Here is a 22,716-nt window from a genome sequence, read left to right as displayed (position 1 = left end):
CATGGGGCGGCACCGGAAGAGCTACGAAGGCGGGGCATGGCTCGACGACGAGCGGGCGAGTTCGACGGTACTCGGCCCGAAAATTCGTTCGCTGCGGCAGCATTTGTCGTTGACGCTCGACGAGGTGGCCACGAGCGCGGGCATCTCCGCGCCGTTTCTGTCGCAGGTGGAACGTGGCCTTGCTCGGCCTTCCGTCATGACGTTGATGGCGATCGCGCGCGTGCTCGGCGTGAAGATCCAATACTTGCTCGATGCGCCGCGCGACGAGCGCTATGTCGCGCGCGGCGATCGATTGACGTTCTTTGGATTTGCCGATGCGGACAATCGCTTCGCGCGGTTGACTCAAGTGACCGAAGGCGGGCAGATGGAGGCACTGCTCGTGCGGATTCCGGCGGGTCAAAAGCTCGATGAGATCACGGCGCGCGCAGGGGAACAGTTCTGGTACGTGCTGTCCGGGAACGTGACGCTGACGTTGGAAGGGAAGACATACGAGTTCCGCGAAGGCGACTCGGCGCATTACGATTCGACGGATGCTCACCATTGGCACAACACCGGGGAGCGCGATGCGCTGTTGATGTGGGTGGGGACGCCGAGTTTGTTGTAGGAGGCTCGGTGCGTATGCCGCATGCCAAGGCCAACGGCAAAACCAAGAAAACTCGGCGAGTGCCGGCCGCGCAACAAACCGAAGATCCGACGGTGAGACGCCGGGCCGGGAAGCGGCTTGCCTTGATGGAGAGATGTGCTATGATTATGACTAGTTATTGTGACCAGTTATGAGATATGGACACCAATCAAGTTTCCAAATCCGAATTCAAGGCGAAGGCGCTCGAATTCTTTCGGCAGGTTGAATCGTCGGGGGAAAGCGTGATCGTGACCGATCACGGCAAGCCGGCGTTGGAAGTACGCCCTTATAGGAGCATCGCACGCCACCCGCTCGACGTGCTTCGAGGTTCTGTGGTCCGGTACCAAAATCCGACCGACCCGGTGGCCGAAGGCGACTGGGAGGCGGCGCAGTGATCGTTCTGGACACACACGCGCTGGTTTGGTGGGTGTCGGGTGATCCTACCTTGAGCAAGAAGGCGAAAGCGGCCATCGATCGTGAGCTTGCCGGAGGCGAAATTCTAGTTTCTTCCATCTCGGCATGGGAGATCGCCATGCTCGTCGAGCGAGAAAAGCTTGTACTTTCGATGGATGTTGGAAGTTGGCTTGCCACTGTTGCGGATATTGAAGCGGTACGCTTCGTTCCGGTAGATTCGGAAATTGCAATCAAGTCGGTCGAACTGCCGGGCGAATTCCACAAAGACCCGGCTGACAGGATGATTGTCGCGACCGCGCGCAAGTTTTCCGTGTCGCTTGTGACCAAGGACGAGAAGATTCGAGCCTATACGCACGTCAGGACCATCTGGTGAGCGGGAAGTACGTAGCGGTGAGGCGGGCTCGATGCCCGCCCCACGACCTCCCTACTTCACCCGCACCCGTGCGATCGCGCTGAGCAGCGCATCCAACATGACCGGCTTCGTCAAATGCGCATCGAACCCCGCCCGCGTCGCTTCCTCGACATCCGAGGGCCTGCCGAATCCGCTTAAAGCGATCGCCTTCACGGCCCCTAATTCCGGCCGCTGACGCACGGCTTCGATAAACGCCAAGCCGCTCATCCCAGGCATCCCGAGGTCCGACAAAATCAACGACGGCTGCTGCTTGCCGACCATATCCAGTGCTTCCTCGCCGCTCGTTGCCACCGTAACCGTGGCACCCTCCATCTCGAGCAACATCCGGAAGGTCTCGACGGTATCGTGATCGTCGTCCACGAGCATCACATGCTCGCCCTTCAAGAACGTCGTGGGCGACGTGCCGCTGCCGTCGTGCATCACGGCCTCGACGACGCGCGGCAGCCTAACGGTGAACGTCGCGCCGTGGCCGATCCCGTCGGAGTGCGCATTCACCTCGCCGCCATGCACGGCCACGAGGTCTTTGACGAGCGATAGCCCAATGCCTAGGCCGCCTCGCACAGCCGAGGTGGAGCTGCGGCTTTGCTCGAACATTTCGAAGATAGTCGGCAGCGCGGCGCCGTCGATGCCGATGCCGTTGTCGCTGATGCTCAACACCGCATGATGCTCGTCGAGCGAAAGCTGCACCGTGATCTTGCCGTCGCCTTCCGTGAATTTGAGCGCGTTGCTGATCAGGTTCCAGACGATCTGCTCGACACGCGTAAGGTCCGCATGGATGGCAACGGGACCGTCGGGTACGGACAACCGGAAATCGATATCCTTGCGCTGCGCCTCGTCCTGCATCGTATGACTGATACGCTGCACGACCTCTTTGAGATCGACGGGTCGGCGCGTGATCGACAGCTTCCCCGTCCGCATGCGCGACATATCGAGCAGATCGTCGATGATCTGCGCTTGGCCGAGAACCGTACGCCGTATCGTATCGGCAGCGCGCGCGATCGTGGGATTCGAGCGTGCTTCGCCGGAACGTCCGATCAATTCGGTGCTCGCGCTGATCAAGTTCAGCGGATGCTTCAGCTCGTGCGAGACGACGGCCAGGAATTCGTCGCGCCGCCGTTCGATTTCATCGACGCCCGCTTGCCCGACTTTACGCAGCCGTTCCTCGGCGGCGCGACGGGACGTGATATCGATGAACGACAGCACCGCACCGTCAATGCGATTCTCGGTCGTACGGTACGGCAAGATTCGCGCGAGATACCAGCGGCCGTCCGTGCTCTTCAACTCGCGTTCGATCAGGCGCAGCGAGCCGAACGCTTCGGCCGCGTCGTCGGCGAGCTTGTCGTATTCGAGCCGGTGCGTGATGTCGAGCAACGAGCGGCCGATATCGGTTGCAATGATGCTGAACACATCGGTGGCGCGCGGCGTGTAGCGCTTGATCGACAAATTCCGATCGACGAAGATCGTGCCGATGTCGTTGGCCATTACGAGGTTTTGCAAGTCGTCGTTGATCTTGCTCGTCTCTTCCACCTTCGCCTTCAACTCGGCATTGACGGTCGTCAGTTCCTCGTTGATCGCCTGCAACTCTTCCTTGCTCGTTTCGAGCTCTTCGGTGGCCGAGCGCAATTCCTCGTTGATGGCCTGCAATTCCTCGTTGGAGGCTTTCAACTCCTCCGTCGAGGTTTCCGAATGTTCGATCGTCGCTTGCAGTTGCTCGCGCGTGCGCTGCAGCTCCCGCTCGAGTTGGGCGATGATCGGATCGCGTTGATGCTCGGGCGGCGCTTCGTCCACGTCGCCGACGCTGTCTTCCACTTCGTCGAACAAGATGAGAACGAAGTCCGCGTTGGCATCGGAATCGTGCACGGGACGCGCCGTCATCTTGACGAAGAAGGAGCGGCCGTCGCGATCGAGCCGCACGCGCCTCGATTCCACGCTGACCTCGGATTGAAGCGCCTGGTAGATCGCCGAACGCAATTCGAGCCGCAACTCACGCCGAACGACCGTCAAGACGTTGTGGGACGGCTCGCCGCCGACGTATTGCAGAAAGCGTCCGGCTCGCTCGGATAGATGGACGATGTCGGAATCGCGGTTCACGAGCACACTAGGCGGCGCATGTTGCTCGACAACGCGTTGGTGCAATTCACCGAACGAGAACTTGCGCTTGCCCATGGGTTGCACATGCGCGATCGGCGGACGCGCGTTCAGTGCGCCAGGCTGCGCGATCGGCACCGGCGTGTCGGCGCGCACGGCGATGCTCGCCCGGTAGACGCGTGTCTTCTTATCGACGACGGAAAACAATCCGCCCACGCTGTCCGCCGTCTCGGAACTGCCGAGGAACAAGTGCGCGTTCGGCCGCAGCGCGAAATGGAACGTGCGCAGCGTATCGATTTGCGCTTCGCGATCGAGGTAAATGAGAAGGTTGCGGCAGCAGACCAGATCGAGGCGCGAAAACGGCGGATCGCTCAATACGTTATGCAACGCAAACAGCACGCGTTCGCGCAAGTCCTTCTTGACGCGATAGTGTTCGCCGTCTTTCGTGAAGAATTGACGCAGGCGATTGGCGTCGACGTCGGCTGCGATCGACGCGGGGTAAAGACCTTCCCGCGCCGTAGCGATCGCGCGCTCGCTGATATCGGTCGCGAAAACTTGAAAAGGGACTTGGTCGCGCGTGCTCGCCGATGCTTCCTGCAGCAGCATCGCCACCGTATAGGCTTCTTCCCCCGTCGCGCATCCCACGACCCAAACCCGCACGGGCTCGTCCTGCCGGCGATTCTCGAAGATGGACGGTATGACCTGATCTTTGAGGATGTCGTAGGCGTCTTTGTCGCGGAAAAAGTTCGTCACGCTGATCAGCATGTCTTGCAGCAGCGTCGTGGTTTCCTCCGGGTGCGTCTGCAGATAATCGCGATATGGCTGGAGATCGGACAGTCCGTTCACCTGCAAACGCCGCTCGATCCGGCGCAGGACAGTGGCGCGCTTGTAGTGGCGGAAATCGTGCCCCGTCCGGTTGCGCAAAATCATCATGATCTCGCGCAGCGTGCGTTCGACGTTGCCCGTCCCGGCGCCGGGTTCGCCCGCTTCCTGCTCTAGCTCGTCGCGGCCGGCGGGCACCCGCGCAAGTCGAATCTTTTTCGCGTTGGCCCACAACTCGAGCATGCGCTGCGGCATTTCCGCGGCGTCGAGTTGGAAGTCGATCGAATTGACGACGCTCGGCGGCCACGGTGCGTTGTCGGTCCGTGCCGCACTCCTGCTTTGCGCGAACGTCACACCGCCGAATTCCTTCAGGCGAGTGAAACCGAAGGCGCTATCGGTACTCACGCTCGCGAACAGCACCCCGACGGCGCGCTCGCCATAAGCGGTGGCGAGTGAATCGAAGAACAGATCGACCGGGTGGCGCCGCTCGTCGGCGTCGCGTGGGCCGCTCGTCCGCAATTCGTGCTCGACGATCGTGCAGACCATCGGCGGTTCGACGAGATAAACGTGGTTCGGCTCCATGCGCGTTGTCTGACGCACCGGAACCACGGGCATGACCGTCGCGGGCTGAAGTGCCGTGACGAGCGATTGCACGGGCTCGGCCGGCGCCCGCAATACGATGACGAAAGCCGCGCCGGATTGCGCCGGCATGATGTCGAAAAACTGTTTCAGCGCTTCGATATCGCCAGCCGATGCGTCGATTCCCACCGTAGGGAATGCGAACCGGTTCGGCGCCGAACGTCCTAAGCTTTGATCGGACATAGGGATCTGTCGGATGGAGGCTTCGGCACGTGACGCCGGCTCGTTCGCGACCGACCGTTCGATTCGCGACCGGCTAGCCTGCCCTCCGGCATGGGCGACGCCGCGTGCGGCCTTCTTGGGTTTCAATTGGGTTCAAGCACATATCATACGCGGCCTCGCATATCGCACGTGAAGTTTCGCTCCGGGGGAAGCAATTTTCACTCCCATGTCGGCGCTGCCATGTCCCTTTGTCTCGCACGCATGGCTCGCACCAGTACGTTCACGGAACGCCCGAGCGGCATCCCGGCGAGCGCGCCCCACGCGGCGAAGGAAAGGATTTCGAACGTGTTCGTCGTGCTCCAAGCCGCGTGAACGGCCAGCGCGTAATGCTGTGCGAACTTGATAAAGAACGACAGGAGCAACGTGACGAGCAGCGTGGGATCGCCCGGCAACCTCACTTGGAGCCGCGCGCCGGTGTGCTCGAATTGCAGGCGCCAGCGGCTCGCGTGTAACCAGCCGATTCCGGCACTGAGCACGATCGCAGCGAGGGCCAGCGCTTGAGCGGTCGGATGGGGAGCCGGAAAGAGACGCTGCAGGCTGGCCGCGCCCAGGACGACGAAGGCGAGCGGAAAGACGAGCGTACGTTCGGGCCGGACGGTGCGCGCAAAGCAGCGCCGCACGCCAAGATAGACGAGCGCGCAAAACAATATATAGACCTGAGCCGGAATGTGAAACATGACGAGTCGCTCCATCCATGAATTGACGCGCTTGCGATGCAATGCGCGAGAGACATGCCGCAGTGTATTTATGCGCCGGCGGGCGTGCGGGGCATGCGACGAATGGCATTGCGCCGGGATGGATGGCGTTTTATGGCGATGAGCGCTCCTGCTTGCTCGGCGGACGTATCGAGCACCACCGAGTTTCGTAGCAAGGCCGGCCCGAAACGAAAAAATCCGATGTGAACCGTTAATCCATTAGAGCGGATCGATTATCGAATGCGACTATCGTTGCTCGAAAGCGGGCGTTATACTCTGTCCCGCATTTGATTGCCCGATAGCTGTAAAACAGCCCCCATTCGGAATATGAAAAAAAACGAGCGTGGCCAACTGCTCCGATCGATGCTTGTGCGCGGACCGAAAAGGTCGCCCTTCGGCTTGGCGGCGGGGATGGTCTCGCTCGCGGGCCTGCTGACCTGCGGTGGATGTGCCGTAGGTCCTGATTTCAAGGCCCCCGCCGCGCCGGCCGCCACGGTCATCACGCAACCGCCCCTGCCGGCGCAAACGCAAGCCACCCCGGTGGCGGGCGGCGCGGCTCAGCGTTTCGACCCCGCGGCGCAATTGCCGTCGCGGTGGTGGACGGCGTATGGATCGGATCGACTCGATCGACTCGTAGCGGACGCATTCGCCAATAGTCCGACGATCGCATCGGCGCAAGCCGCGCTCAGAATTGCGCAGGAACAAGTGAATGTGCAACGCGGCGCGTTGTTCCCGACGATCAGCGGCAGCGCCGGCGTTACACGAGAAAAGTTGAACGGGGCGGCACAAGGTTTTCCGCAAGCCGGGAGCTTTCTATTTACGCTGTATAACGCATCGGTCAGTTTGTCATACGACTTCGATGTCTTCGGCGGTGTCCGGCGCGGTCTCGAAGCGCAAGAAGCGGCGCGCGAAGCGCAGCGCGAAGAGCTGGAGGCGACGTACCAAACACTGGCGGCCAATGTCGTCACGGCCGCCGTGCTCGAAGCTTCGCTCCGTGCGCAAATCGATGCGACGCGCGAGCTCATCGCTTCGGCGCAACACGAAGTGGACTTGAGCCGCCAAGAGTTCGAGCTGGGCGGTGCGGCGCGTTCGGATGTGTCGTCGGCGGAATCGAATTTGGCCTCGGTGCAGGCCACCTTACCGCCGCTCGTGCAGCAGCTCTCGGCGGCGCGCAGTCAACTGGCCGTCTATCTGGGCAAGGCGCCGAGCGAGTACGACGAAGCGCAATTCGATCTGGCGTCGCTGCAATTGCCGCTCGATATTCCCCTGATGATGCCCTCGGAAATCGTGCGTCAGCGGCCCGACGTCAGACGCGCGCAGGCGCTGCTGCATCAAGCCAGCGCGCAAATCGGCGTGGCGACGGCGAACATGCTGCCGCATATCGGTCTGACCGGAAACTTCGGCGATTCGGCCGTATCGTTCCGGTCGCTCTTCACGAGCAACGTCTTCTCGTTGGCCGGCAACGTCACCCAGCCGTTGTTTCAAGGGGGCGCATTGAACGCGAAACGCCGCGCCGCCATCGCAACCTACGATCAATCGCTGGCGCAGTACCGGCAAACCGTGCTGCTCGCGTTCAAAAACGTGGCCGATACGTTGCGCGCGCTCGATACCGATGCGCAAACGCTCGCCGCCCAATACCGCGCGCAAACGGCGGCGGCGGATAGCTTGCACCTGATCGAGCAGCGCTACGGCCTGGGCGGTGCGAATCACCTCGAATTGCTCGTCGCGCAGCAGCAGTATCAACGCTCGCGTGTCGCTTACGTGCAGGCGCTCGCCGCTCGCTATCAAGACACGGCGGCCCTGTTTCTCGCGTTGGGCGGCGATTGGAAGCAGGCGGGGCAGGCCGTTTCCGCGGCCCCATGAAGACTCGCACCGGAACGTTGACTCAATTTCACCCATTCAAACCGCGGAAGTCGATTAGATGACGGACAAATCGGAATTGTTGCGGCAGTTGCGGATCGAGCGGGATCAACGGCCCACGCAAGCGGCGGCGTCCCATCGCTGGTGGTGGATCGGCGGCCTGCTCGGACTTGCGATCGCGCTCGCGGCAGGGGCGTATTTTTGGCTGCATGCGGCCGTGCCGGCCGTACGGACGGCGGTCGCGAAGCCGCTGGCGACCGGGGCCGGTGCGGAAGCCGGGACGTCGATCCTCGACGCATCGGGTTATGTGGTGGCGCGTCGCCAAGCGACCGTTTCCGCGAAGATCACCGGCAAGCTCGAACAGTTGTTCATCGAGGAGGGCGTCCACGTGAAGGAGGGCGACGTCATCGCCACGCTGGACAACACGAACGCATCGGCCGCGCTGCTGCAAGCGAAGGCTGCGGTGACGCAGGCTGAAAGTACGTTGACGCAAGCCAAGCAGGCCGCAATCGACATCACGCCGATCTACGAACGCGATCGCAAGCTGGCCGCGGCCTCCGTGATCAGCACGACCGCTTTGGAGCAAAGCAAGGCCAATTACGATCAGAAGCAAACGGACGTGGCCGTCGCGCAAGGCAATTTAGCGGTGCGGCGCGCGGCGCTCCAAATCGCGCAGCGCGACCTCGACGATACGATCGTGCGGGCGCCGTTTACGGGGGTCGTGACGACGAAGAACGCTCAGCCTGGTGAAATCGTCTCGCCGCTGTCGGCGGGCGGGGGCTTCACGCGCACCGGTATCTGCACGCTCGTGGACATGGATTCCCTCGAAGTCGAGGTGGATGTCAGCGAAAACTTCATCAGCCGCGTGCAGGCGGGTGCACCCGCCACGCTGAAACTGAACGCCTATCCTGATTGGGCGATTCCGGCGTATGTCATCGCGGTGGTGCCAACGGCCGATCGCAGCAAGGCGACCGTCAAAGTGCGCGTGGGTTTCAAATCGCGCGACCCGCGCATCTTGCCCGAAATGGGCGCGCGCGTATCGTTCTTGAACCATCCCCAAGGGGGCTCGAACGGCGCGAACGGGTCGCGGGCCAGCGGCGGCGTCGCACTGCCGCTGGACGCCGTGCAAGCCGCCGCGGGTGCGGCCACCGGCATCGTGTATGTGCTGCACGACGAGACGGTGGAGCGGCGCGAGGTCAAGCTCGGCGCGCGCAGCGCCGATACGCAAACCGTCATCGCCGGCGTCGCGCCCGGAGAGCACGTCGCCGTGGGCGATTTGACGAAGCTCTCCGACGGCTCGCACGTCAAGGTCGTCGATCGCTGATCGACCTTTAAACGATCACAGGCACTTGGCCCCACATCGAGTGCCACCGAGGAGTGAAGCAAATGACTGCTATGGTTTCCCTCAAGAACATCGTCAAGACGTACGTCCGCGGCAAGCAAACGGTGGAAGTGCTGCACCATCTCGACTTGCAAGTGGCCGACGGCGATTTCGTCGCGCTCATGGGTCCCTCGGGTTCGGGCAAGACGACCGTGCTCAATCTGATCGGCGGCATCGATCATCCGACGAGCGGCGAACTCATCGTCGCGGGAGAGCGGATCGACCAACTTAAGGGCGGCGCGCTCGCGCGCTGGCGCTCGAACAATGTCGGCTTCGTTTTCCAGTTCTACAACCTGATGCCGATGCTCACGGCCGAGCGCAACGTCGAGCTTCCGCTCTTGCTGACTTCGCTCGGCAAAAGCGAGCGGTTCAAGCGCGTGCATGCGGCGCTGAGCATCGTCGGGTTGGAGGACCGGGCCAAGCACAAGCCGTCCGAGCTCTCGGGCGGGCAGGCGCAGCGCGTGGCGATTGCGCGCGCGCTCGTGTCCGACCCGAAACTGCTGGTGTGCGACGAGCCGACGGGCGACCTCGACCGTGCCACGGCGGACGAAATCCTGCACCTGCTGCAATTGCTCAATCGCGAGTACGGCAAGACGATCGTCATGGTGACGCACGATCAAAAGGCCGCCGATTACGCGACGCACACGCTGCATCTCGACAAGGGCCGCTTTGTCGAAGAGCGGCAAAGCACGGAGGCGTAGTGCGATGAAATTCATTCCGCTCATATGGGCGATGCTCTGGCGCAAGAAGGTGCGCACCTCGCTCACGCTCTTGTCGATCATGATCGCGTTCTTGCTGTTCGGCATGCTGCAAGGCGTGAATTCGGCGTTCAAGGAAACGATCGAGCGCTCGAACGTCAATCGGCTCGTGGTCACGAACCGAATCTCGATCACGGAAAGCTTGCCGTACGCCTACATGCAGCAGATCGAAGCGCTGCCCGGCGTAGAGCGCGTATCGCACGAATCGTGGTTCGGGCCGTATTACCAAGATCCGAAGAACTTCATCGCGGCGTTTCCCGTCGAGCCCGAGCGCGAGTTTCCGGCGCATCCAGAGTATCTATTGCCGAAGGACCAACTTGCGGCGCTCGAACATACGCGCGACGGCGCTGTCGTGGGGGCGAACCTCGCGAAGAAATACGGCTGGAAGATCGGCGATCGCATCCCGCTGCATTCGACGATCTGGGTGAAGGCGGCCGACGGCAACTCGGATTGGGACTTCACGATCGTGGGTATTTATCAGGACCCGTCCGATAGCTCGCGTGAAGACGCCATGTTCTTCAACTACAAGTATTTCGACGAAGCGCGCAGCTTCGCGAAGGGGACGGTGGGCTGGTACATCGTCGTCGTGAAAGACCCGTCGCAGTCGGCGCAGGTGGCCAAGGAGATCGACGACCATTTCGCCAATTCGTCCGATGAAACGAAGACGCAGACCGAAAAGGAATTTCAGCAGTCGTTCATGAAGCAAATCGGTGACATCAACCTCATCGTCACGTACATCTTGTTCGCCGTGTTCTTCGCTTTGCTGTTCGCGGTTGGCAGTACGGTCATGCAAGCCGTGCGCGAGCAAGTGCCGGAATTGGCCGTGCTCAAGACGCTGGGCTTCAGCGATACCCGCATGCTCGTGCTCGTCCTCGTGCAATCGCTGACGCTGTGCATAGCGGCGGCGCTGCTCGGGCTCGGGGTCGCCGATCTGCTGTTCCCGGTGCTGCGCAATACGCTCGGCGTGGTGAAGCTGCCCGTGACCGTGATTGCGGAAGGCGTGCTCATGTCCGCATTGCTGGCCGTGGCAACCGGCATCGTTCCCGCTTGGCGCGCCAAGCGGCTCGTTATCGTGGAGGCGCTGCGCTCATGATCAAGCAAATCGTTGCAGTCACGTCGATGAACCTGCGCAGCTTGCCGCAGCGGCTCAGTACCGCATGGGTCATCGTGATCGGCATTGCCGTGACGGTGGCCGTCATGGTGTCGGTGCTGGCGATGGCGGCGGGTTTTCAGCGCACGCTCAAAGGCACCGCGCGGGCCGACCGGGCGATCGTGCTCCGGGCCGGCTCGCAGGCCGAACTCGAAAGTACGATCGACCGCCAAGATGCGCAGACGATCATGGATGCGCCCGGTGTGCGTAAGGACGAGGCCGGTCGCCCGATCGCTTCGGCCGATGCCGTGGTGATCGTCGCGTTGCCGCAAAAGAAGGACAACGCCGATGCGAACGTCACGCTGCGCGGCGTCGGCCCGAATGCGATGAAGCTCCGGCCCGAGATGCATTTGATCGCGGGCCGGATGTTTCGCCCTGCGGTGCGCGAGCTGATCGTCGGCAAGTCGGCCTTGGCGCAGTTCAAGGGGCTCGAGCTGGGGAGCCATATTGCGTTCCGCAATTCGGAGTGGACGGTGGTCGGCATCTTCGAAAGCGGCGGCGACGCGCATGAATCCGAACTGCAAGGCGACGTCGAAACAGTGCTATCCGCTTATCGCCGAAACGGCTTTCAATCCGTGACGGCGATGCTCGATTCGGCCGCCGCGTTCGATCGATTCAAGGGTGCCTTAACGACCGACCCGTCGCTGAAAGTCGGCGTGCAGCGCGAAGCGGATTACTACGCGGTGCAGTCGCGCAATCTGTCGAAGCTGTTGAACCTGCTGGCTTATTTCGTTGGCGGGATCATGGCGCTGGGGGCCTGCTTCGGGGCGCTCAACACGATGTATACGGCGGTTTCCACGCGCATCCGCGAAATCGCGACGCTGAGAGCGATCGGATTTGGCGGGACGCCGATCGTGATTTCGGTGCTGATCGAATCGTTGCTGCTCGCCATCGTGGGCAGTGTGATCGGATCGGTTGCGGCCTGGGCTTTTTTCGACGGCAATACGGTCAACACGCTGGGTGCGGGGTTCTCGCAAGTCGTGTTTCATTTGACGGTCACCGCATCGCTGTTGGTCTCGGGCGTCTTCGTCGCTTGTACCATCGGCATGCTCGGCGGTTTGCTGCCGGCGATTCGGGCGGCGCGTCAGCCGATCGCTACAGCGTTGCGGGCGAGCTGACGTCCGCGCGCGGGCGGCGTAGGCGAGGGATGCGGGTCGTGAGCGCTTTTCGACCGTTCGTCGCCCACCGATGCCGCTCGTCGCGGGCTTTGCCTGCGGCGCACGTGCCGCGATACAGTGTGTGCACAGCCGGCGCGAATCGTTCGAGCCGCCCTTAGGCCACACCATGCACAGCGAGCAGCACACCCCGATTACATCGAACGGCACCGACTCCCGGTTACGCCCGGGCGCGGGCGCACGCCCCGACGCACCGGTCCTTGGGAATCGAGCATCGATCGTTTGGGTTGTCGTATTCAGTTGCATCGTTGGGTTGGGATTTTGGGCCGCGCATCGTAGTCAGCCGTTATTGCCGAACCTGGTCGTTGGGATCACGATCGGCCTTGCCGCGGCGCTTTTCAGCACGTTGTTGAATCGATTCGGCTCGCCGCGGCTCGGCCCGGTCCTGAAGGTGCTGCTGATCGCGCCCGCCAGCGTCGTCGTCGGCGTGGAATTCACGGCCGCCACTATCGGCGGCATGCCGCATCTGATCGGCCATACCGATATGGGTGCCTGGCTCAATTACGGCACCTCGTTCGTGGTGACCGGGGTGGCCTGCGCTTTCTTTACCGTCTCGGCACAAGCGATGCGCATGCGTGCCACGCTCGAGACGCAGCGCCGCGAGGCGGCCGAATTGCGGCAATCGGAAACGGCGGCGCGTCTCGCGCTCTTGCAAGCGCAAATCGAGCCGCATTTTCTGTTCAACACGTTAGCTAACGTGCAAAGCTTGATCGAGCGCGATCCGAAGCGCGCGGCGTCGATGCTCGGTAGTCTCAATCGCTATCTTCGAGCGAGTTTGACCCGTACTCGAAGCACCGCCTCCACGCTGGCCGACGAACTCGAACTCGTCGAAGCGCTGCTCAATATTGCCGCCATTCGCCTGGGCGAGCGCTTGCGTTTCACGATCGACGTGCCCGAACCGCTGCGCGCGTTGCCGCTCGCTCCGTTGCTGTTGCAGCCCCTCGTCGAAAACGCATTGCTGCACGGCATCGAACCGTCGATCGAAGGCGGAGATATCCGCGTCGTCGGCCGCCGCGAAGGCGACATGCTCGTGCTCGAAGCAATCGATACCGGTGTGGGTCTCGGCCACACCGCGAAGTTGCATGGCGGCGTGGGGCTCGCGAACGTCCGCGCGCGTCTTGCCTCGATGTACGGCGCGCGCGCCGGTGTATCCGTGATGGCGAACGCCGGTGCCGCGCGGGGCGTGACGGCGCGCTTGTCCATTCCTGTCTGCTAAAGCCGTTATGCCTTCCGCCCTCATCGCCGACGACGAACCGAATCTGTCCGCCGAACTCGCGTCGCGGCTCACGCGCTTTTGGCCCGAGTTGCAAATCGTGGCCATGCCGCGCGATGGCGTGCAGACGCTAGCGCAGTTGAACGAGAAGCGGCCCGACTTCGCATTCCTCGACATTCGCATGCCGGGCATCGACGGGCTCAAGGTCGCTCAATTGGCGAGCGACGTGCGCGTGGTGTTCGTCACCGCCTACGATGCGCACGCGGTGGAAGCCTTCGAAACGTCGGCGATCGACTACTTGCTCAAGCCGGTGACGGACGATCGCCTGATGCGTTGCATCGCGCGCTTGCAGCGGCAGGGTGCGCCGACGCAGGAAGATGCCGCAGCCGTGGCCGCCTGTATTCAAAGAGACGCAACACCGATCCGTTGGTTGACCGTGGGCGTGAAAGACGCCACTAAACTCGTCTCGATCGACGACGTTCTATTCTTCCAAGCAACCGACAAATACACCGAGGCGGTCACGGCCGATCAACGTCATTTGATCCGCACGCCGCTCAAGGAGTTGCTGCCGCGTTTGGACAGCGATCGATTCGCCCAGGTGCATCGAGGCGTGATCGTTTCGTACGCGGCGATCGATCGCGTGGAGCGAGACCTGCTTGGCCGCATGCGGATCCATCTGCTCGGCCATGACGCGGTGTTGCCCGTGAGCCGGGCGTACGCCGCGCTGTTCAAGCAGATGTAACCGGCTCGACGTTCGACTACATGCTGCGTAGCGCGAAGCGTTTGAGTTTGCCCGTTTCCGTGCGGGGCAGCGCGTCGATGAATTGCACGATGCGTGGGTATTTATAAGGCGCGACGGTTTGCTTCACGAACGCCTGCAACTGCTCGGCTAGCGCCTCGTTTGCCTCGTATCCGGGTTTGACGACGACGAAGGCCTTCACTACTTGCCCGCGCTCCTCGTCGGGCACGCCGATGACGCCGCATTCGGCCACCGCTTCGTGCTGCATCAGCGTGCTTTCCACCTCGGGCCCGGAGATGTTGTAACCGGCCGAGACGATCATGTCGTCGGCGCGCGCTTGATAAAAGACATAGCCGTCCGCATCGACATAGACGGCGTCTCCCGGCAGATTCCACCCCTCGCGCACGAACTTCTTTTGCCGCTCATCGGCGAGATAGCGGCATCCTGTCGGCCCCCGAACCGCGAGCTTGCCGACGGTGCCGATCGGCACGGGACGCATCTCGTCGTCGACGACCTGTACGACATACCCGGGCACGGGCTGGCCGATCGCATGCGGCCGCACGTTCTCTCCCGCCGACGAAATGAAGATATGGATCATCTCCGTGCCGCCGATTCCGTCGATCATCTCGAGTCCGGTCGTGTTTCGCCATAGCTCGCGCGTCGAATCGGGCAGCGCTTCTCCGGCCGACACGGTTTTGCGCAGACTCGCGATGTCGTAACGCGCCGCAAGCGGTGCCATCTGGCGGTAGAACGTCGGCGCCGTGAACATCGTCGTCGCACGAAAGCGCTCCACGGTGCGCAGGAGCGTTTCGGGCGTCAACTTCTCGATGAGCACGGTGGATGCGCCCACGCGCATCGGGAAGCAAAGCAGCCCGCCGAGTCCGAACGTGAAGGCGAGCGGCGGCGTGCCGCAGAAGACATCGGCGTGCGTCGGCTTCAGGATATGGCGCGGGAATAGATCGCACATCGCCAACACGTCGCGATGAAAATGCATACACCCCTTGGGTGCGCCGGTCGTGCCGCTCGTAAAGGCGATTAGACAGACGTCATCGGCGGCGGTATCGCAGGCGGCGAACCGGGCGGGCTTCGCCGCGGCGAGGGCTTCGACGCCGTCGGGCGCATCGCTATGAAACACGCGCACGTCGGCGAGATCGGCACAAAACGACGAATCGTCCTTATCGCGGCACCGGTTCAACTCATCGAGCAGCCGCGCATCGCAGAGCGCCGCGCCGATCTTTGCCTTATCGATGATTTGCTTCAGTTCTTTCGCGCGCAGCAGCGGCATCGTCGGCACGACGACGAGACCTGCCTTCAAACTCGCAAGAAAGGCGGCAGCCATTTGCAACGTATTGGGTCCGCGCAGCAAGATGCGGTTGCCGGGCACGAGCCCCATGTCTTGCGTCAGCACGTACGCCCAACGATCGACCATCTCGCGCAGCGCGTCGTAGGTCGTGCCTTGCGGCTTGTCGTCCACCTCCGACCAGATCGCCACCCGATTGCCGTGTCCGGCGGCGATCGTATCGTCGAGCAACGCCGTCGCGCAGTTCAATCGATCGGGATAGGAGACATCGGGGCAATCTAGCAGCAAGACGGGCCATTGATCTTGCGGCGGCAGATTGTCTCGCGCAAACGTATCGACATGGGCAGACGGTTGCATGACTCCCTCCGAGTCAGTCCGGTATGACGGCGGTGGCTTCGATCTCTACTTTCGCTCGGTCTTCGATGAGCGCCGCGACTTGCACGGCGCTCATCGCGATGTCGTAATCGCCGATGAGCTCGCGGAACGCTTGGCCGATGTCTCGCGATGCGGCGAGGTATTCGCGCTTATCCGTTACGTACCACGTCATGCGGACGAGATGCTCCGGGCGGGCGCCCGCTTCCTTCAACACGGCGACGATGTTCGAGAGCGCCTGGCGTGCTTGATCGGCAAAATGATCCGAACGGAACTGCCCCGATTCATCCCAGCCGATTTGGCCGGCGATGAACACTTGCGTGCCATGGGCGCTTACACCGTTGGCGTAGCCGCGGGGCTTGGGCCAACCGGCCGGTAAAAGTGGTCGTTTCATATCGAGAGGCCCTTGTCTGCCATCGTGGATGAGGATGCCGCCGCAGCCGCTTGCATGAGCGCCGTACGGATGTCGCCGGGGATATCGATCGATTCGCCCGTTGCAAGCGAAGTCGTGACGAGCACCTGCGTCGCCGCGAAGCGCACGCCGTCGCGTCCCTCTCCAACGGTGCGAATGGACAGGGAGCGAGCTCCGATCTTCGCCAGCGATAAACCGAGCGAAATCGTCTCGCCCATCCGGCTCGGTCGCGAGAACTCGCATTCGAGCTTCACGATGGGCAACCCGATCCGGCGCTCGCCGATCATGTGCGCGTAGTCGATGCCGAGCCCGTCGGTGAACCAGTCTTCGACGAGTCCGTTGGTGAGCGTCAGGTACTGCGGAAAGAAAACGATGCCCGCCGGGTCGCAGTGGGCGAACCGGATGCGTACCGGACGCTCGAATAGGATCGGAGCGTCTTCACTCATCGAGTCCCCTTCGCCGTTTGCTGGCCGTCTGCCGATTTACCGGCGTTGTCGGCATGTTCCTTCAGTAGGTCGCGTCCGACGATGAGTTGCTGCACTTCGGTGGCGCCTTCATAGATGCGCAGCGCGCGAATCTCGCGATAGAGCGTTTCGACGGCCGTGCCGCTGCAGACGCCTTGGCCGCCCCAGAGTTGAACTGCCGCATCGATGACGCGTTGCGCGCCTTCGCTCGCATGCCACTTCGCCATGGCGGCCTCGCGCGTGACGCGTTTGCCTTGATCGCGCATCCAAGCGGCGCGATAGACGAGCAGGGCGGCCGAATCGATCGTGAGCGCCATTTCGCCGAGTTTGGCTTGCGTCAGTTGGAAATCGCCGAGCGTTTGCCCGAACATGCGCCGCGTCGAAGCACGTTCGAGCGCTTCTTGCATGGCATGGCGCGCGAAGCCGAGCGATGCGGCGGCCACGGAGGTACGGAAGATATCGAGTGTGCGCATGGCGAGTTTGAATCCCTCGCCCGCGGCGCCGAGCCGCTGCGATTTCGGCACGCGCGCGCCTTCGAAGCGCAATCGTGCGAGGGGATGCGGTGCGATGACATCGATGCGCTCGGCAATCGTGAATCCCGGTGTATCGGCATCGACGACGAATGCGCTGATGCCGCGCGCGCCGGACGCCTCGCCTGTGCGAGCAAAAACGACGTAGAAGTCGGCGATGCCGCCGTTCGAAATCCAGGTTTTTTCGCCGTCGAGCACGTAGGCGTCGCCGTCTTCGCGGGCTGCAAGCGAGAGCGCCGCGACGTCGGAGCCCGCGTCGGGTTCCGACAGGGCGAATGCGGCGATGGCTTGCCCGCTTGCGACACGCGGCAAATAGCGTTGCTTCTGCTGCTCTGTGCCCGCCAGCGAGATCGCGCCCGAGCCGAGCCCCTGCATCGCAAGCGCGAAATCGGCGAGGCCGGAGCGTTGCGAAAGGGTTTCGCGCAGGAGACACACGGCGCGCGTGTCGATCGCATCGCCGTGACCACCGTATGCGGTGCCGCCTACGCCGTAACGTAGCCAACCGCCGTCACCGAGCGCGCGCACGAGCCGCCGGCACTGATCGTCGAGGCTCGCGTGGCCTTGCGGCCCTGACGTGACCGGATCGGCATGTTCGAGCGTGGCTCGATTCGCGTCGCACCAAGCATCGAGTTCACGTGCGAGCGTGCGATGCCTTTCGTCGAAGAACGGCCAATCGAGCATGTCGCGCCGTTGGATGTTCGTCATGTTTAGTCCCCCTGGAACGTGGGACGCGTTTTAGCGGCAAATGCCTGATAGGCGCGTTCGAAGTCGCGCGTCGCCATGCAAATGGCCTGTGCTTGCGCTTCGGATTCGATGGCCTCGTCCACGCTCATGCTCCACTCTTGATGCAGCATCGTCTTCGTCACGCCGTGGGCGAACGTCGGCCCGGCCGCGATCGACCGCGCGAGTTCGTTGGCATCGGCAAGCAGGCTATCCGGGGCACATAAGCGGTTGTAAAAGCCCCAGGCGTAGCCTTCGTCGCCGCTGGCGGCGCGGCCGGTGAACAACAACTCCGAGGCGCGGCCTTGACCGATGATGCGAGGAAGAATCGAGCAGGCGCCCATGTCGCAGCCAGCGAGACCCACGCGCGTGAAGAGGAAAGCGAGTTTGCTGCGCGACGTGCCGAGCCGCATGTCGGAGGCCATGGCGACGATCGCCCCTGCGCCTGCACAGACGCCATCCACGGCGGCAACGATCGGCTGCGGACAGTGACGCATCGCCTTGACGAGGTCGCCCGTCATCCGCGTGAACATCAGCAATTGCGGCATGGGCAGACCGATGAGCGGACCGATGATCTCGTGCACGTCGCCACCCGAGCAGAAGTTCTCTCCGGCGCCGTGGATCACGACTGCTTTGACGTCGGTGGCATAAGCGAGTTGACGAAACAGATCGCGCAATTCCGCATACGATTCGAACGTCAACGGGTTCTTGCGTTCGGGGCGATTCAATACGATCGTGCCGACGCCATCCTCGAGCCGCCAACCGAAGTGACGCGCCGAATACGAGGCGAGCGTCGTGCGATTGCCGGCCAGCAGCGCGTCGGCGGTGAATGCGGCGTCCGTCATGATTCGTTTCTCCTATTCGTTTGCATCGCGGGCGGCTTTAGCTACTCTTGATGCTATCGAGCAGATGTGCCTTGAGCTTGCCGAGGCGTTGATGCATTTTCGATTTATCGTCGATCGACAGGCCGCCGAACAACTCGATCACCCAGCGTTCGTGTGCTTGCGCCATCTTGTCGAAGAGCGCGCGACCCGCGGGGGTGAGCTTGACCGTGAAAGCCCGGCGATCGTTCGGATCTGCATCGCGCGAGACAAGCCCTTCTTTTTCGAGTTGATCGGTCAGTCCAGTCACGTTGCCGCCCGTCACCATGAGGCGCCGCGAAATCTCGCTCATCTTCAGCCCTTCGGGGTGGCGCTCGAGTTGCGCCATGAAATCGAAGCGCGGCAATGTGGTGTCGAATTCGGCGCGTAGCCTGCGGCGCAATTCGGTTTGCACGAGATTGGTCGTCGTCAAAAGACGCAGCCAGAGGCGCAGACTCATATGACTCTCAGCACCCGTGCTCATTTCTAGATCGACGACGTTCTCGGCGCGCGACGCGGCGCGCTTTTTCGTCGATGCTTGGACGGTATCGCTCACATTACTTCTCCACCGGAAATCGATATGGATTGGCCCGTCATCGAGCCCGACTCGGGCATCACGAGCCATAAGACGGCATGCGCCACTTCGTCGGGTTCGATGAATCGTCGTTGCGGGTTGGTGCGTTGGAGTGCCGCTCTGGCATCGTCGGTCGAGCGGCCGGTTTTGGCGACGACCTGATCGAGCGATGTTTGCAGCAAAGGCGTTTCCGTATAGCCGGGGCAGACCGCATTGACTGTGACGCCGGTCGTTGCCGTTTCGAGCGCCAGTGCGCGCGTCAAACCGATGACGCCGTGTTTGGCCGCGCAATAGGCCGCGACGTAGGCGTACCCGATTTGCCCGGCCGTGCTCGCGACGTTAACGATGCGGCCGAAGCCGCGTTCGATCATCGCGGGTAGGGCGGCTTGCGTGCAGAGAAACGTGCCCGTTAGATTGACGTCGAGCATGCGTTGCCACAGACCGAGATCGGTCTTGCCGAACGGCGCGGCTTGCGCTTGGCCCGCGTTGTTGACGAGGATATCGACCGGCCCTAGCGCGTCGCGCGCCGAGGCAAACGCGTTTTCGACGGCATCGGGTTGCGTGATGTCGGCCGTGACGCAATGAACGGCATGCGATGGGCCGAGTGCTAGACGTTGTGCTTCGAGCTTGGCGGGATCTCGACCGATGAGCGTGACGCGAGCTCCCGCATCGACGAGGGCGCGCGCAATCGCGGCGCCGATGCCGCTGCCGCCGCCCGTGACGACGGCGTGCATATCGTTTAGCGCATTCGTGCGGGTGGTCATCGGGATGCCCCCGCCGGTTGTGTCGCTCGCTCGCGCTCGAAGTTACGTTCCAATTGGCCTTTGGCGGCTTTGTATTGCTTCGGCCACGTGACGTCGAAGTAGCCGATCTTGGCTGCTTCGGTCAGCGTCCAGGCCGGGTTTGCCAGATGCGGCCTGGCGATGGCGCATAGATCGGCGCGGCCCGCCGCGATGATGCTGTTGACGTGATCGGCTTCGGAGATGGCGCCTACCGCGATCGTCGAAATGCCGGCCTCGTTTCGAACGCGATCGGCGAACGGCGTTTGGAACATGCGGCCGTAGACGGGTTTTTCAGCTTTGCTGACTTGGCCGGACGAGACGTCGATCATATCGGCCCCCGCCGCTTTGAAGGCACGGGCGATTTCGACGGCATCGTCGGGCGTCGTGCCGCCTTCAACCCAGTCGTGCGCGGAGATGCGCACGGAAATCGGCTTGCCTTGCGGCCACACATGACGGATCGCTTCGAATACTTCGAGCGGATAGCGCAGACGGTTTTCGAGGCTGCCGCCGTATTCGTCGGTGCGGTGATTCGTGAGCGGGGAGATGAAGCTCGAGAGAAGATACCCGTGTGCGCAGTGCAGCTCGAGCCAATCGAAACCGGCTTCGTTCGCCAGCTCCGTGGCCCGTACGAATTGCGCTTCGATTTCGCGCAATTCATCGCACGTCGCCGCGCTCGACCATTGGCTGACGCCGGTCAGATATTGTTGGGGCGATGCCGAGACGATTGGCCAATTGCCGTCGGGCAAGGGTTGGTCGATGCCTTCCCAGGCCACGCGCGTCGATGCTTTCGCCCCGGCGTGGCCGAGTTGCATCCCGATCTTGGCATCGCTCATCAGGTGGACGAATTCGACGATTCGCCGCCAGGCGTGCAGATGCTCGGCGCTGTACATGCCGGGACAGCCCGGTGTGATGCGCGCTTGCGGCGATACACAGGTCATCTCCGTCATGACGAGGCCGGCGCCTCCCATCGCCCGGGCGCCGAGGTGCGTCAGGTGATAGTCGCCGACGGTGCCGTCGATGGCCGAGTATTGGGCCATCGGCGAAACGACCACGCGATTTTTGAGCGTGACATCACGCACGGAGAACGGCGTGAACATCGGAGGGATCGAATGGGCGTCGTCGAGTACGCGCTGCTCGCCGGCCTTCTCGGCGAGCCATTGCTCGAACGAACGGACATAGCGGGGATCGCGTTCACGCAGGTTCTCATGCGAGATCCGTTGCGAGCGTGTAAGTAGCGAGTAGGCGAATTGCTCGGGCTCGAACGAAGCGTAGCGGTCGACGTGTTCGAACCATTCCGTTGAATTGCGCGCCGCGTTTTGAATGCGAAGCACATCGACACTGCGCGTTTGCGTGTAATGCGTCAATGCCGCGTGTAGGTCGTTCGGATGTGCGTCGATGCTGTCTGCGAGGGCAATGGCGTCTTCGAGCGCTAGCTTCGTGCCCGAGCCGATCGAGAAGTGCGCTGTATGGGCGGCGTCGCCCATCAATACGACGGGGGTGGTGCCGTCTTTCCCGCGCGGCTTGTAATGAACCCATTCCTGGTTGACCACACGCGGGAATCGAATCCATTGCGCCGAGCCGCGCAAGTGCGCGGCGTTCGACATCAAGGCGTGGCCGTCTAGATATTTTGCGAAGAGCCGTTCGCAGAAGGCGATGCCGTCTTCCTTGCTCATCTCGTCGAGCCCGGCGGCGCGCCATACGCGCTCGGGGGCTTCGACGATGAACGTGGACGTGTCTTCGTCGAATCGATAGGCGTGCGCTTGGAACCAGCCCCACTCGGTTTTTTCGAACGCGAAGGTGAATGCGTCGAAGAGCTTGTGCGTGCCGAGCCAAACGAAACGGCAATCGCGGGTGTCGATGTCGGGGCGATAGGTGGCGGCGTACTTTTGGCGGATGGGGCTGTTGGCGCCGTCGCAGGCGATGATCAGATCGGCATCGTAATCGTCGTCGTTGGTGACGTTCGTTTCGAAGACGAGCTTCACGCCGAGCGCTTCGCAGCGAGCTTGAAGAATATTGAGCAGACGTTTGCGGCCGATACCACAAAAGCCGTGACCGGACGAGCGGATCGTGCGGCCGCCGAAGTGGACGTCGATGTCGTCCCAGTGATTGAACGCATCGAGGATCATTTCGGCGCTGGGGCCATCGGCGGCGCGCAGGTTTTCGAGCGTTTGATCGGAGAAGACGACACCCCAGCCGAACGTGTCGTACGGGCGGTTGCGCTCGATGACGGAGACTTCGTGCGCCGGGTTGCGCAGTTTCATCAATAAGCCGAAGTAAAGGCCGGCCGGCCCGCCCCCGATGCAGACGATGCGCATGTTCCCTCCTCGCGTGTCGATGAGGGAAATTTAGGGGTAAATAGTTTAGGTGTCAAGTAATGGCGGGCGGGACGGGCGAACGGCAGTGATATCTGTGATCCGGTGTAATAAAGTCAGTCATGGAAGAATAAAGTCCGTCAAAGGGACAGATGGGGAGCGAGTCGCACTGCGGACGGGGAGCCGACGACGGGAGGGAC

At 62.4% G+C, this 22,716-nt stretch carries 20 protein-coding genes; 10 read left to right on the top strand and 10 right to left on the bottom strand.

Going from position 1 to position 22,716, the window contains the following annotated elements; translation table 11 throughout:
- The first annotated feature begins 1 nt into the window (after position 1).
- From C0Z18_RS28460 to C0Z18_RS28450, 3 genes are all read left to right on the top strand, one after another.
- On the top strand, positions 2–604 hold the full coding sequence (locus C0Z18_RS28460; protein WP_102648830.1) for a helix-turn-helix domain-containing protein: 603 nt from the start codon (positions 2–4) through the stop codon (positions 602–604).
- A gap of 176 nt (positions 605–780) precedes the next feature.
- Positions 781–1,017, top strand: a complete 237-nt coding sequence (locus tag C0Z18_RS28455) for a type II toxin-antitoxin system Phd/YefM family antitoxin (protein ID WP_102648782.1) — start codon at positions 781–783, stop codon at positions 1,015–1,017.
- On the top strand, positions 1,014–1,409 hold the full coding sequence (locus C0Z18_RS28450) for a type II toxin-antitoxin system VapC family toxin (protein WP_102648781.1): 396 nt from the start codon (positions 1,014–1,016) through the stop codon (positions 1,407–1,409). The genes C0Z18_RS28455 and C0Z18_RS28450 overlap by 4 nt, the downstream gene beginning before the upstream one ends.
- A gap of 51 nt (positions 1,410–1,460) precedes the next feature.
- Here the strand turns inward: C0Z18_RS28450 and C0Z18_RS28445 are convergent, their stop codons facing one another.
- Both C0Z18_RS28445 and C0Z18_RS28440 read right to left on the bottom strand, forming a co-directional pair.
- Positions 1,461–5,180, bottom strand: a complete 3,720-nt coding sequence (locus C0Z18_RS28445) for a CheR family methyltransferase (RefSeq protein WP_102648780.1) — start codon at positions 5,178–5,180, stop codon at positions 1,461–1,463.
- A 197-nt stretch (positions 5,181–5,377) separates the two neighbouring features.
- The gene (locus tag C0Z18_RS28440) at positions 5,378–5,896 is read right to left on the bottom strand and encodes a DUF6622 family protein (RefSeq protein WP_102648829.1); all 519 of its coding nucleotides are present in this window, start codon (positions 5,894–5,896) and stop codon (positions 5,378–5,380) included.
- A gap of 429 nt (positions 5,897–6,325) precedes the next feature.
- Here C0Z18_RS28440 and C0Z18_RS28435 point away from each other — a divergent pair, with 429 nt between their 5' ends.
- The 7 genes from C0Z18_RS28435 to C0Z18_RS28405 all read left to right on the top strand — a co-directional run bounded on the left by C0Z18_RS28435 (position 6,326) and on the right by C0Z18_RS28405 (position 14,193).
- Positions 6,326–7,777, top strand: a complete 1,452-nt coding sequence (locus C0Z18_RS28435; RefSeq protein ID WP_102648828.1) for an efflux transporter outer membrane subunit — start codon at positions 6,326–6,328, stop codon at positions 7,775–7,777.
- Positions 7,778–7,835: 58 nt separating this feature from the next.
- Complete coding sequence (locus C0Z18_RS28430; RefSeq protein WP_102648779.1) at positions 7,836–9,098, top strand: efflux RND transporter periplasmic adaptor subunit; 1,263 nt, start codon at positions 7,836–7,838, stop codon at positions 9,096–9,098.
- A gap of 62 nt (positions 9,099–9,160) precedes the next feature.
- The gene (locus C0Z18_RS28425; RefSeq protein WP_102648778.1) at positions 9,161–9,856 is read left to right on the top strand and encodes an ABC transporter ATP-binding protein; all 696 of its coding nucleotides are present in this window, start codon (positions 9,161–9,163) and stop codon (positions 9,854–9,856) included.
- Positions 9,857–9,860: 4 nt separating this feature from the next.
- On the top strand, positions 9,861–11,006 hold the full coding sequence (locus tag C0Z18_RS28420; RefSeq protein ID WP_102648777.1) for an ABC transporter permease: 1,146 nt from the start codon (positions 9,861–9,863) through the stop codon (positions 11,004–11,006).
- Complete coding sequence (locus tag C0Z18_RS28415) at positions 11,003–12,181, top strand: ABC transporter permease (protein WP_102648776.1); 1,179 nt, start codon at positions 11,003–11,005, stop codon at positions 12,179–12,181. Before C0Z18_RS28420 ends, C0Z18_RS28415 begins: the two co-directional genes overlap by 4 nt.
- Before the next feature lie 166 nt (positions 12,182–12,347).
- On the top strand, positions 12,348–13,454 hold the full coding sequence (locus C0Z18_RS28410; protein ID WP_102648827.1) for a sensor histidine kinase: 1,107 nt from the start codon (positions 12,348–12,350) through the stop codon (positions 13,452–13,454).
- A gap of 7 nt (positions 13,455–13,461) precedes the next feature.
- Positions 13,462–14,193, top strand: coding sequence for a LytR/AlgR family response regulator transcription factor (locus tag C0Z18_RS28405; protein ID WP_102648775.1), 732 nt, complete (start codon positions 13,462–13,464; stop codon positions 14,191–14,193).
- 16 nt (positions 14,194–14,209) lie between these two features.
- Here the strand turns inward: C0Z18_RS28405 and C0Z18_RS28400 are convergent, their stop codons facing one another.
- The 8 genes from C0Z18_RS28400 to C0Z18_RS28365 are packed head-to-tail and all read right to left on the bottom strand — an operon-like array spanning position 14,210 to position 22,519.
- Positions 14,210–15,847, bottom strand: coding sequence for an AMP-binding protein (locus tag C0Z18_RS28400; protein ID WP_102648774.1), 1,638 nt, complete (start codon positions 15,845–15,847; stop codon positions 14,210–14,212).
- 13 nt (positions 15,848–15,860) lie between these two features.
- Positions 15,861–16,256, bottom strand: coding sequence for a RidA family protein (locus C0Z18_RS28395; RefSeq protein ID WP_102648773.1), 396 nt, complete (start codon positions 16,254–16,256; stop codon positions 15,861–15,863).
- Positions 16,253–16,720, bottom strand: a complete 468-nt coding sequence (locus C0Z18_RS28390) for an acyl-CoA thioesterase (RefSeq protein WP_102648772.1) — start codon at positions 16,718–16,720, stop codon at positions 16,253–16,255. The genes C0Z18_RS28395 and C0Z18_RS28390 overlap by 4 nt, the downstream gene beginning before the upstream one ends.
- On the bottom strand, positions 16,717–17,973 hold the full coding sequence (locus C0Z18_RS28385; protein WP_102648771.1) for an acyl-CoA dehydrogenase family protein: 1,257 nt from the start codon (positions 17,971–17,973) through the stop codon (positions 16,717–16,719). The genes C0Z18_RS28390 and C0Z18_RS28385 overlap by 4 nt, the downstream gene beginning before the upstream one ends.
- A 2-nt stretch (positions 17,974–17,975) precedes the next feature.
- Entirely contained in the window at positions 17,976–18,833 is an 858-nt protein-coding gene (locus C0Z18_RS28380) for an enoyl-CoA hydratase family protein (RefSeq protein WP_102648770.1), read from the bottom strand.
- Positions 18,834–18,870: 37 nt separating this feature from the next.
- Complete coding sequence (locus C0Z18_RS28375) at positions 18,871–19,404, bottom strand: MarR family winged helix-turn-helix transcriptional regulator (protein ID WP_233217530.1); 534 nt, start codon at positions 19,402–19,404, stop codon at positions 18,871–18,873.
- Positions 19,401–20,186 (bottom strand): SDR family NAD(P)-dependent oxidoreductase, encoded by a 786-nt coding sequence (locus C0Z18_RS28370; RefSeq protein WP_102648769.1) that lies wholly within the window; start codon positions 20,184–20,186, stop codon positions 19,401–19,403. The genes C0Z18_RS28375 and C0Z18_RS28370 overlap by 4 nt, the downstream gene beginning before the upstream one ends.
- Positions 20,183–22,519, bottom strand: a complete 2,337-nt coding sequence (locus tag C0Z18_RS28365) for a bifunctional salicylyl-CoA 5-hydroxylase/oxidoreductase (RefSeq protein WP_102648768.1) — start codon at positions 22,517–22,519, stop codon at positions 20,183–20,185. The genes C0Z18_RS28370 and C0Z18_RS28365 overlap by 4 nt, the downstream gene beginning before the upstream one ends.
- Between the last annotated feature and the right edge of the window lie 197 nt (positions 22,520–22,716).

The organism is Trinickia dabaoshanensis (genome assembly GCF_002879885.1).
GTDB lineage: Bacteria > Pseudomonadota > Gammaproteobacteria > Burkholderiales > Burkholderiaceae > Trinickia > Trinickia dabaoshanensis.
Note: the sequence above shows the minus strand (reverse complement) of the source record. Positions and strands in the feature narration are given on the sequence as shown.

Bases quoted from the DNA above. Each gene is read 5' to 3' on its own strand.
- C0Z18_RS28420 (WP_102648777.1), top strand. From the start codon at position 9,861: ATGAAATTCATTCCGCTCATATGGGCGATGCTCTGGCGCAAGAAGGTG.
- C0Z18_RS28390 (WP_102648772.1), bottom strand. From the start codon at position 16,720: ATGAGTGAAGACGCTCCGATCCTATTCGAGCGTCCGGTACGCATCCGG.
- C0Z18_RS28415 (WP_102648776.1), top strand. From the start codon at position 11,003: ATGATCAAGCAAATCGTTGCAGTCACGTCGATGAACCTGCGCAGCTTG.
- C0Z18_RS28435 (WP_102648828.1), top strand. From the start codon at position 6,326: ATGGTCTCGCTCGCGGGCCTGCTGACCTGCGGTGGATGTGCCGTAGGT.
- C0Z18_RS28380 (WP_102648770.1), bottom strand. From the start codon at position 18,833: ATGACGGACGCCGCATTCACCGCCGACGCGCTGCTGGCCGGCAATCGC.
- C0Z18_RS28445 (WP_102648780.1), bottom strand. From the start codon at position 5,180: ATGTCCGATCAAAGCTTAGGACGTTCGGCGCCGAACCGGTTCGCATTC.
- C0Z18_RS28455 (WP_102648782.1), top strand. From the start codon at position 781: ATGGACACCAATCAAGTTTCCAAATCCGAATTCAAGGCGAAGGCGCTC.
- C0Z18_RS28410 (WP_102648827.1), top strand. From the start codon at position 12,348: ATGCACAGCGAGCAGCACACCCCGATTACATCGAACGGCACCGACTCC.
- C0Z18_RS28365 (WP_102648768.1), bottom strand. From the start codon at position 22,519: ATGCGCATCGTCTGCATCGGGGGCGGGCCGGCCGGCCTTTACTTCGGC.
- C0Z18_RS28370 (WP_102648769.1), bottom strand. From the start codon at position 20,186: ATGACCACCCGCACGAATGCGCTAAACGATATGCACGCCGTCGTCACG.
- C0Z18_RS28395 (WP_102648773.1), bottom strand. From the start codon at position 16,256: ATGAAACGACCACTTTTACCGGCCGGTTGGCCCAAGCCCCGCGGCTAC.
- C0Z18_RS28440 (WP_102648829.1), bottom strand. From the start codon at position 5,896: ATGTTTCACATTCCGGCTCAGGTCTATATATTGTTTTGCGCGCTCGTC.
- C0Z18_RS28430 (WP_102648779.1), top strand. From the start codon at position 7,836: ATGACGGACAAATCGGAATTGTTGCGGCAGTTGCGGATCGAGCGGGAT.
- C0Z18_RS28460 (WP_102648830.1), top strand. From the start codon at position 2: ATGGGGCGGCACCGGAAGAGCTACGAAGGCGGGGCATGGCTCGACGAC.
- C0Z18_RS28385 (WP_102648771.1), bottom strand. From the start codon at position 17,973: ATGACGAACATCCAACGGCGCGACATGCTCGATTGGCCGTTCTTCGAC.
- C0Z18_RS28425 (WP_102648778.1), top strand. From the start codon at position 9,161: ATGACTGCTATGGTTTCCCTCAAGAACATCGTCAAGACGTACGTCCGC.
- C0Z18_RS28400 (WP_102648774.1), bottom strand. From the start codon at position 15,847: ATGCAACCGTCTGCCCATGTCGATACGTTTGCGCGAGACAATCTGCCG.
- C0Z18_RS28405 (WP_102648775.1), top strand. From the start codon at position 13,462: ATGCCTTCCGCCCTCATCGCCGACGACGAACCGAATCTGTCCGCCGAA.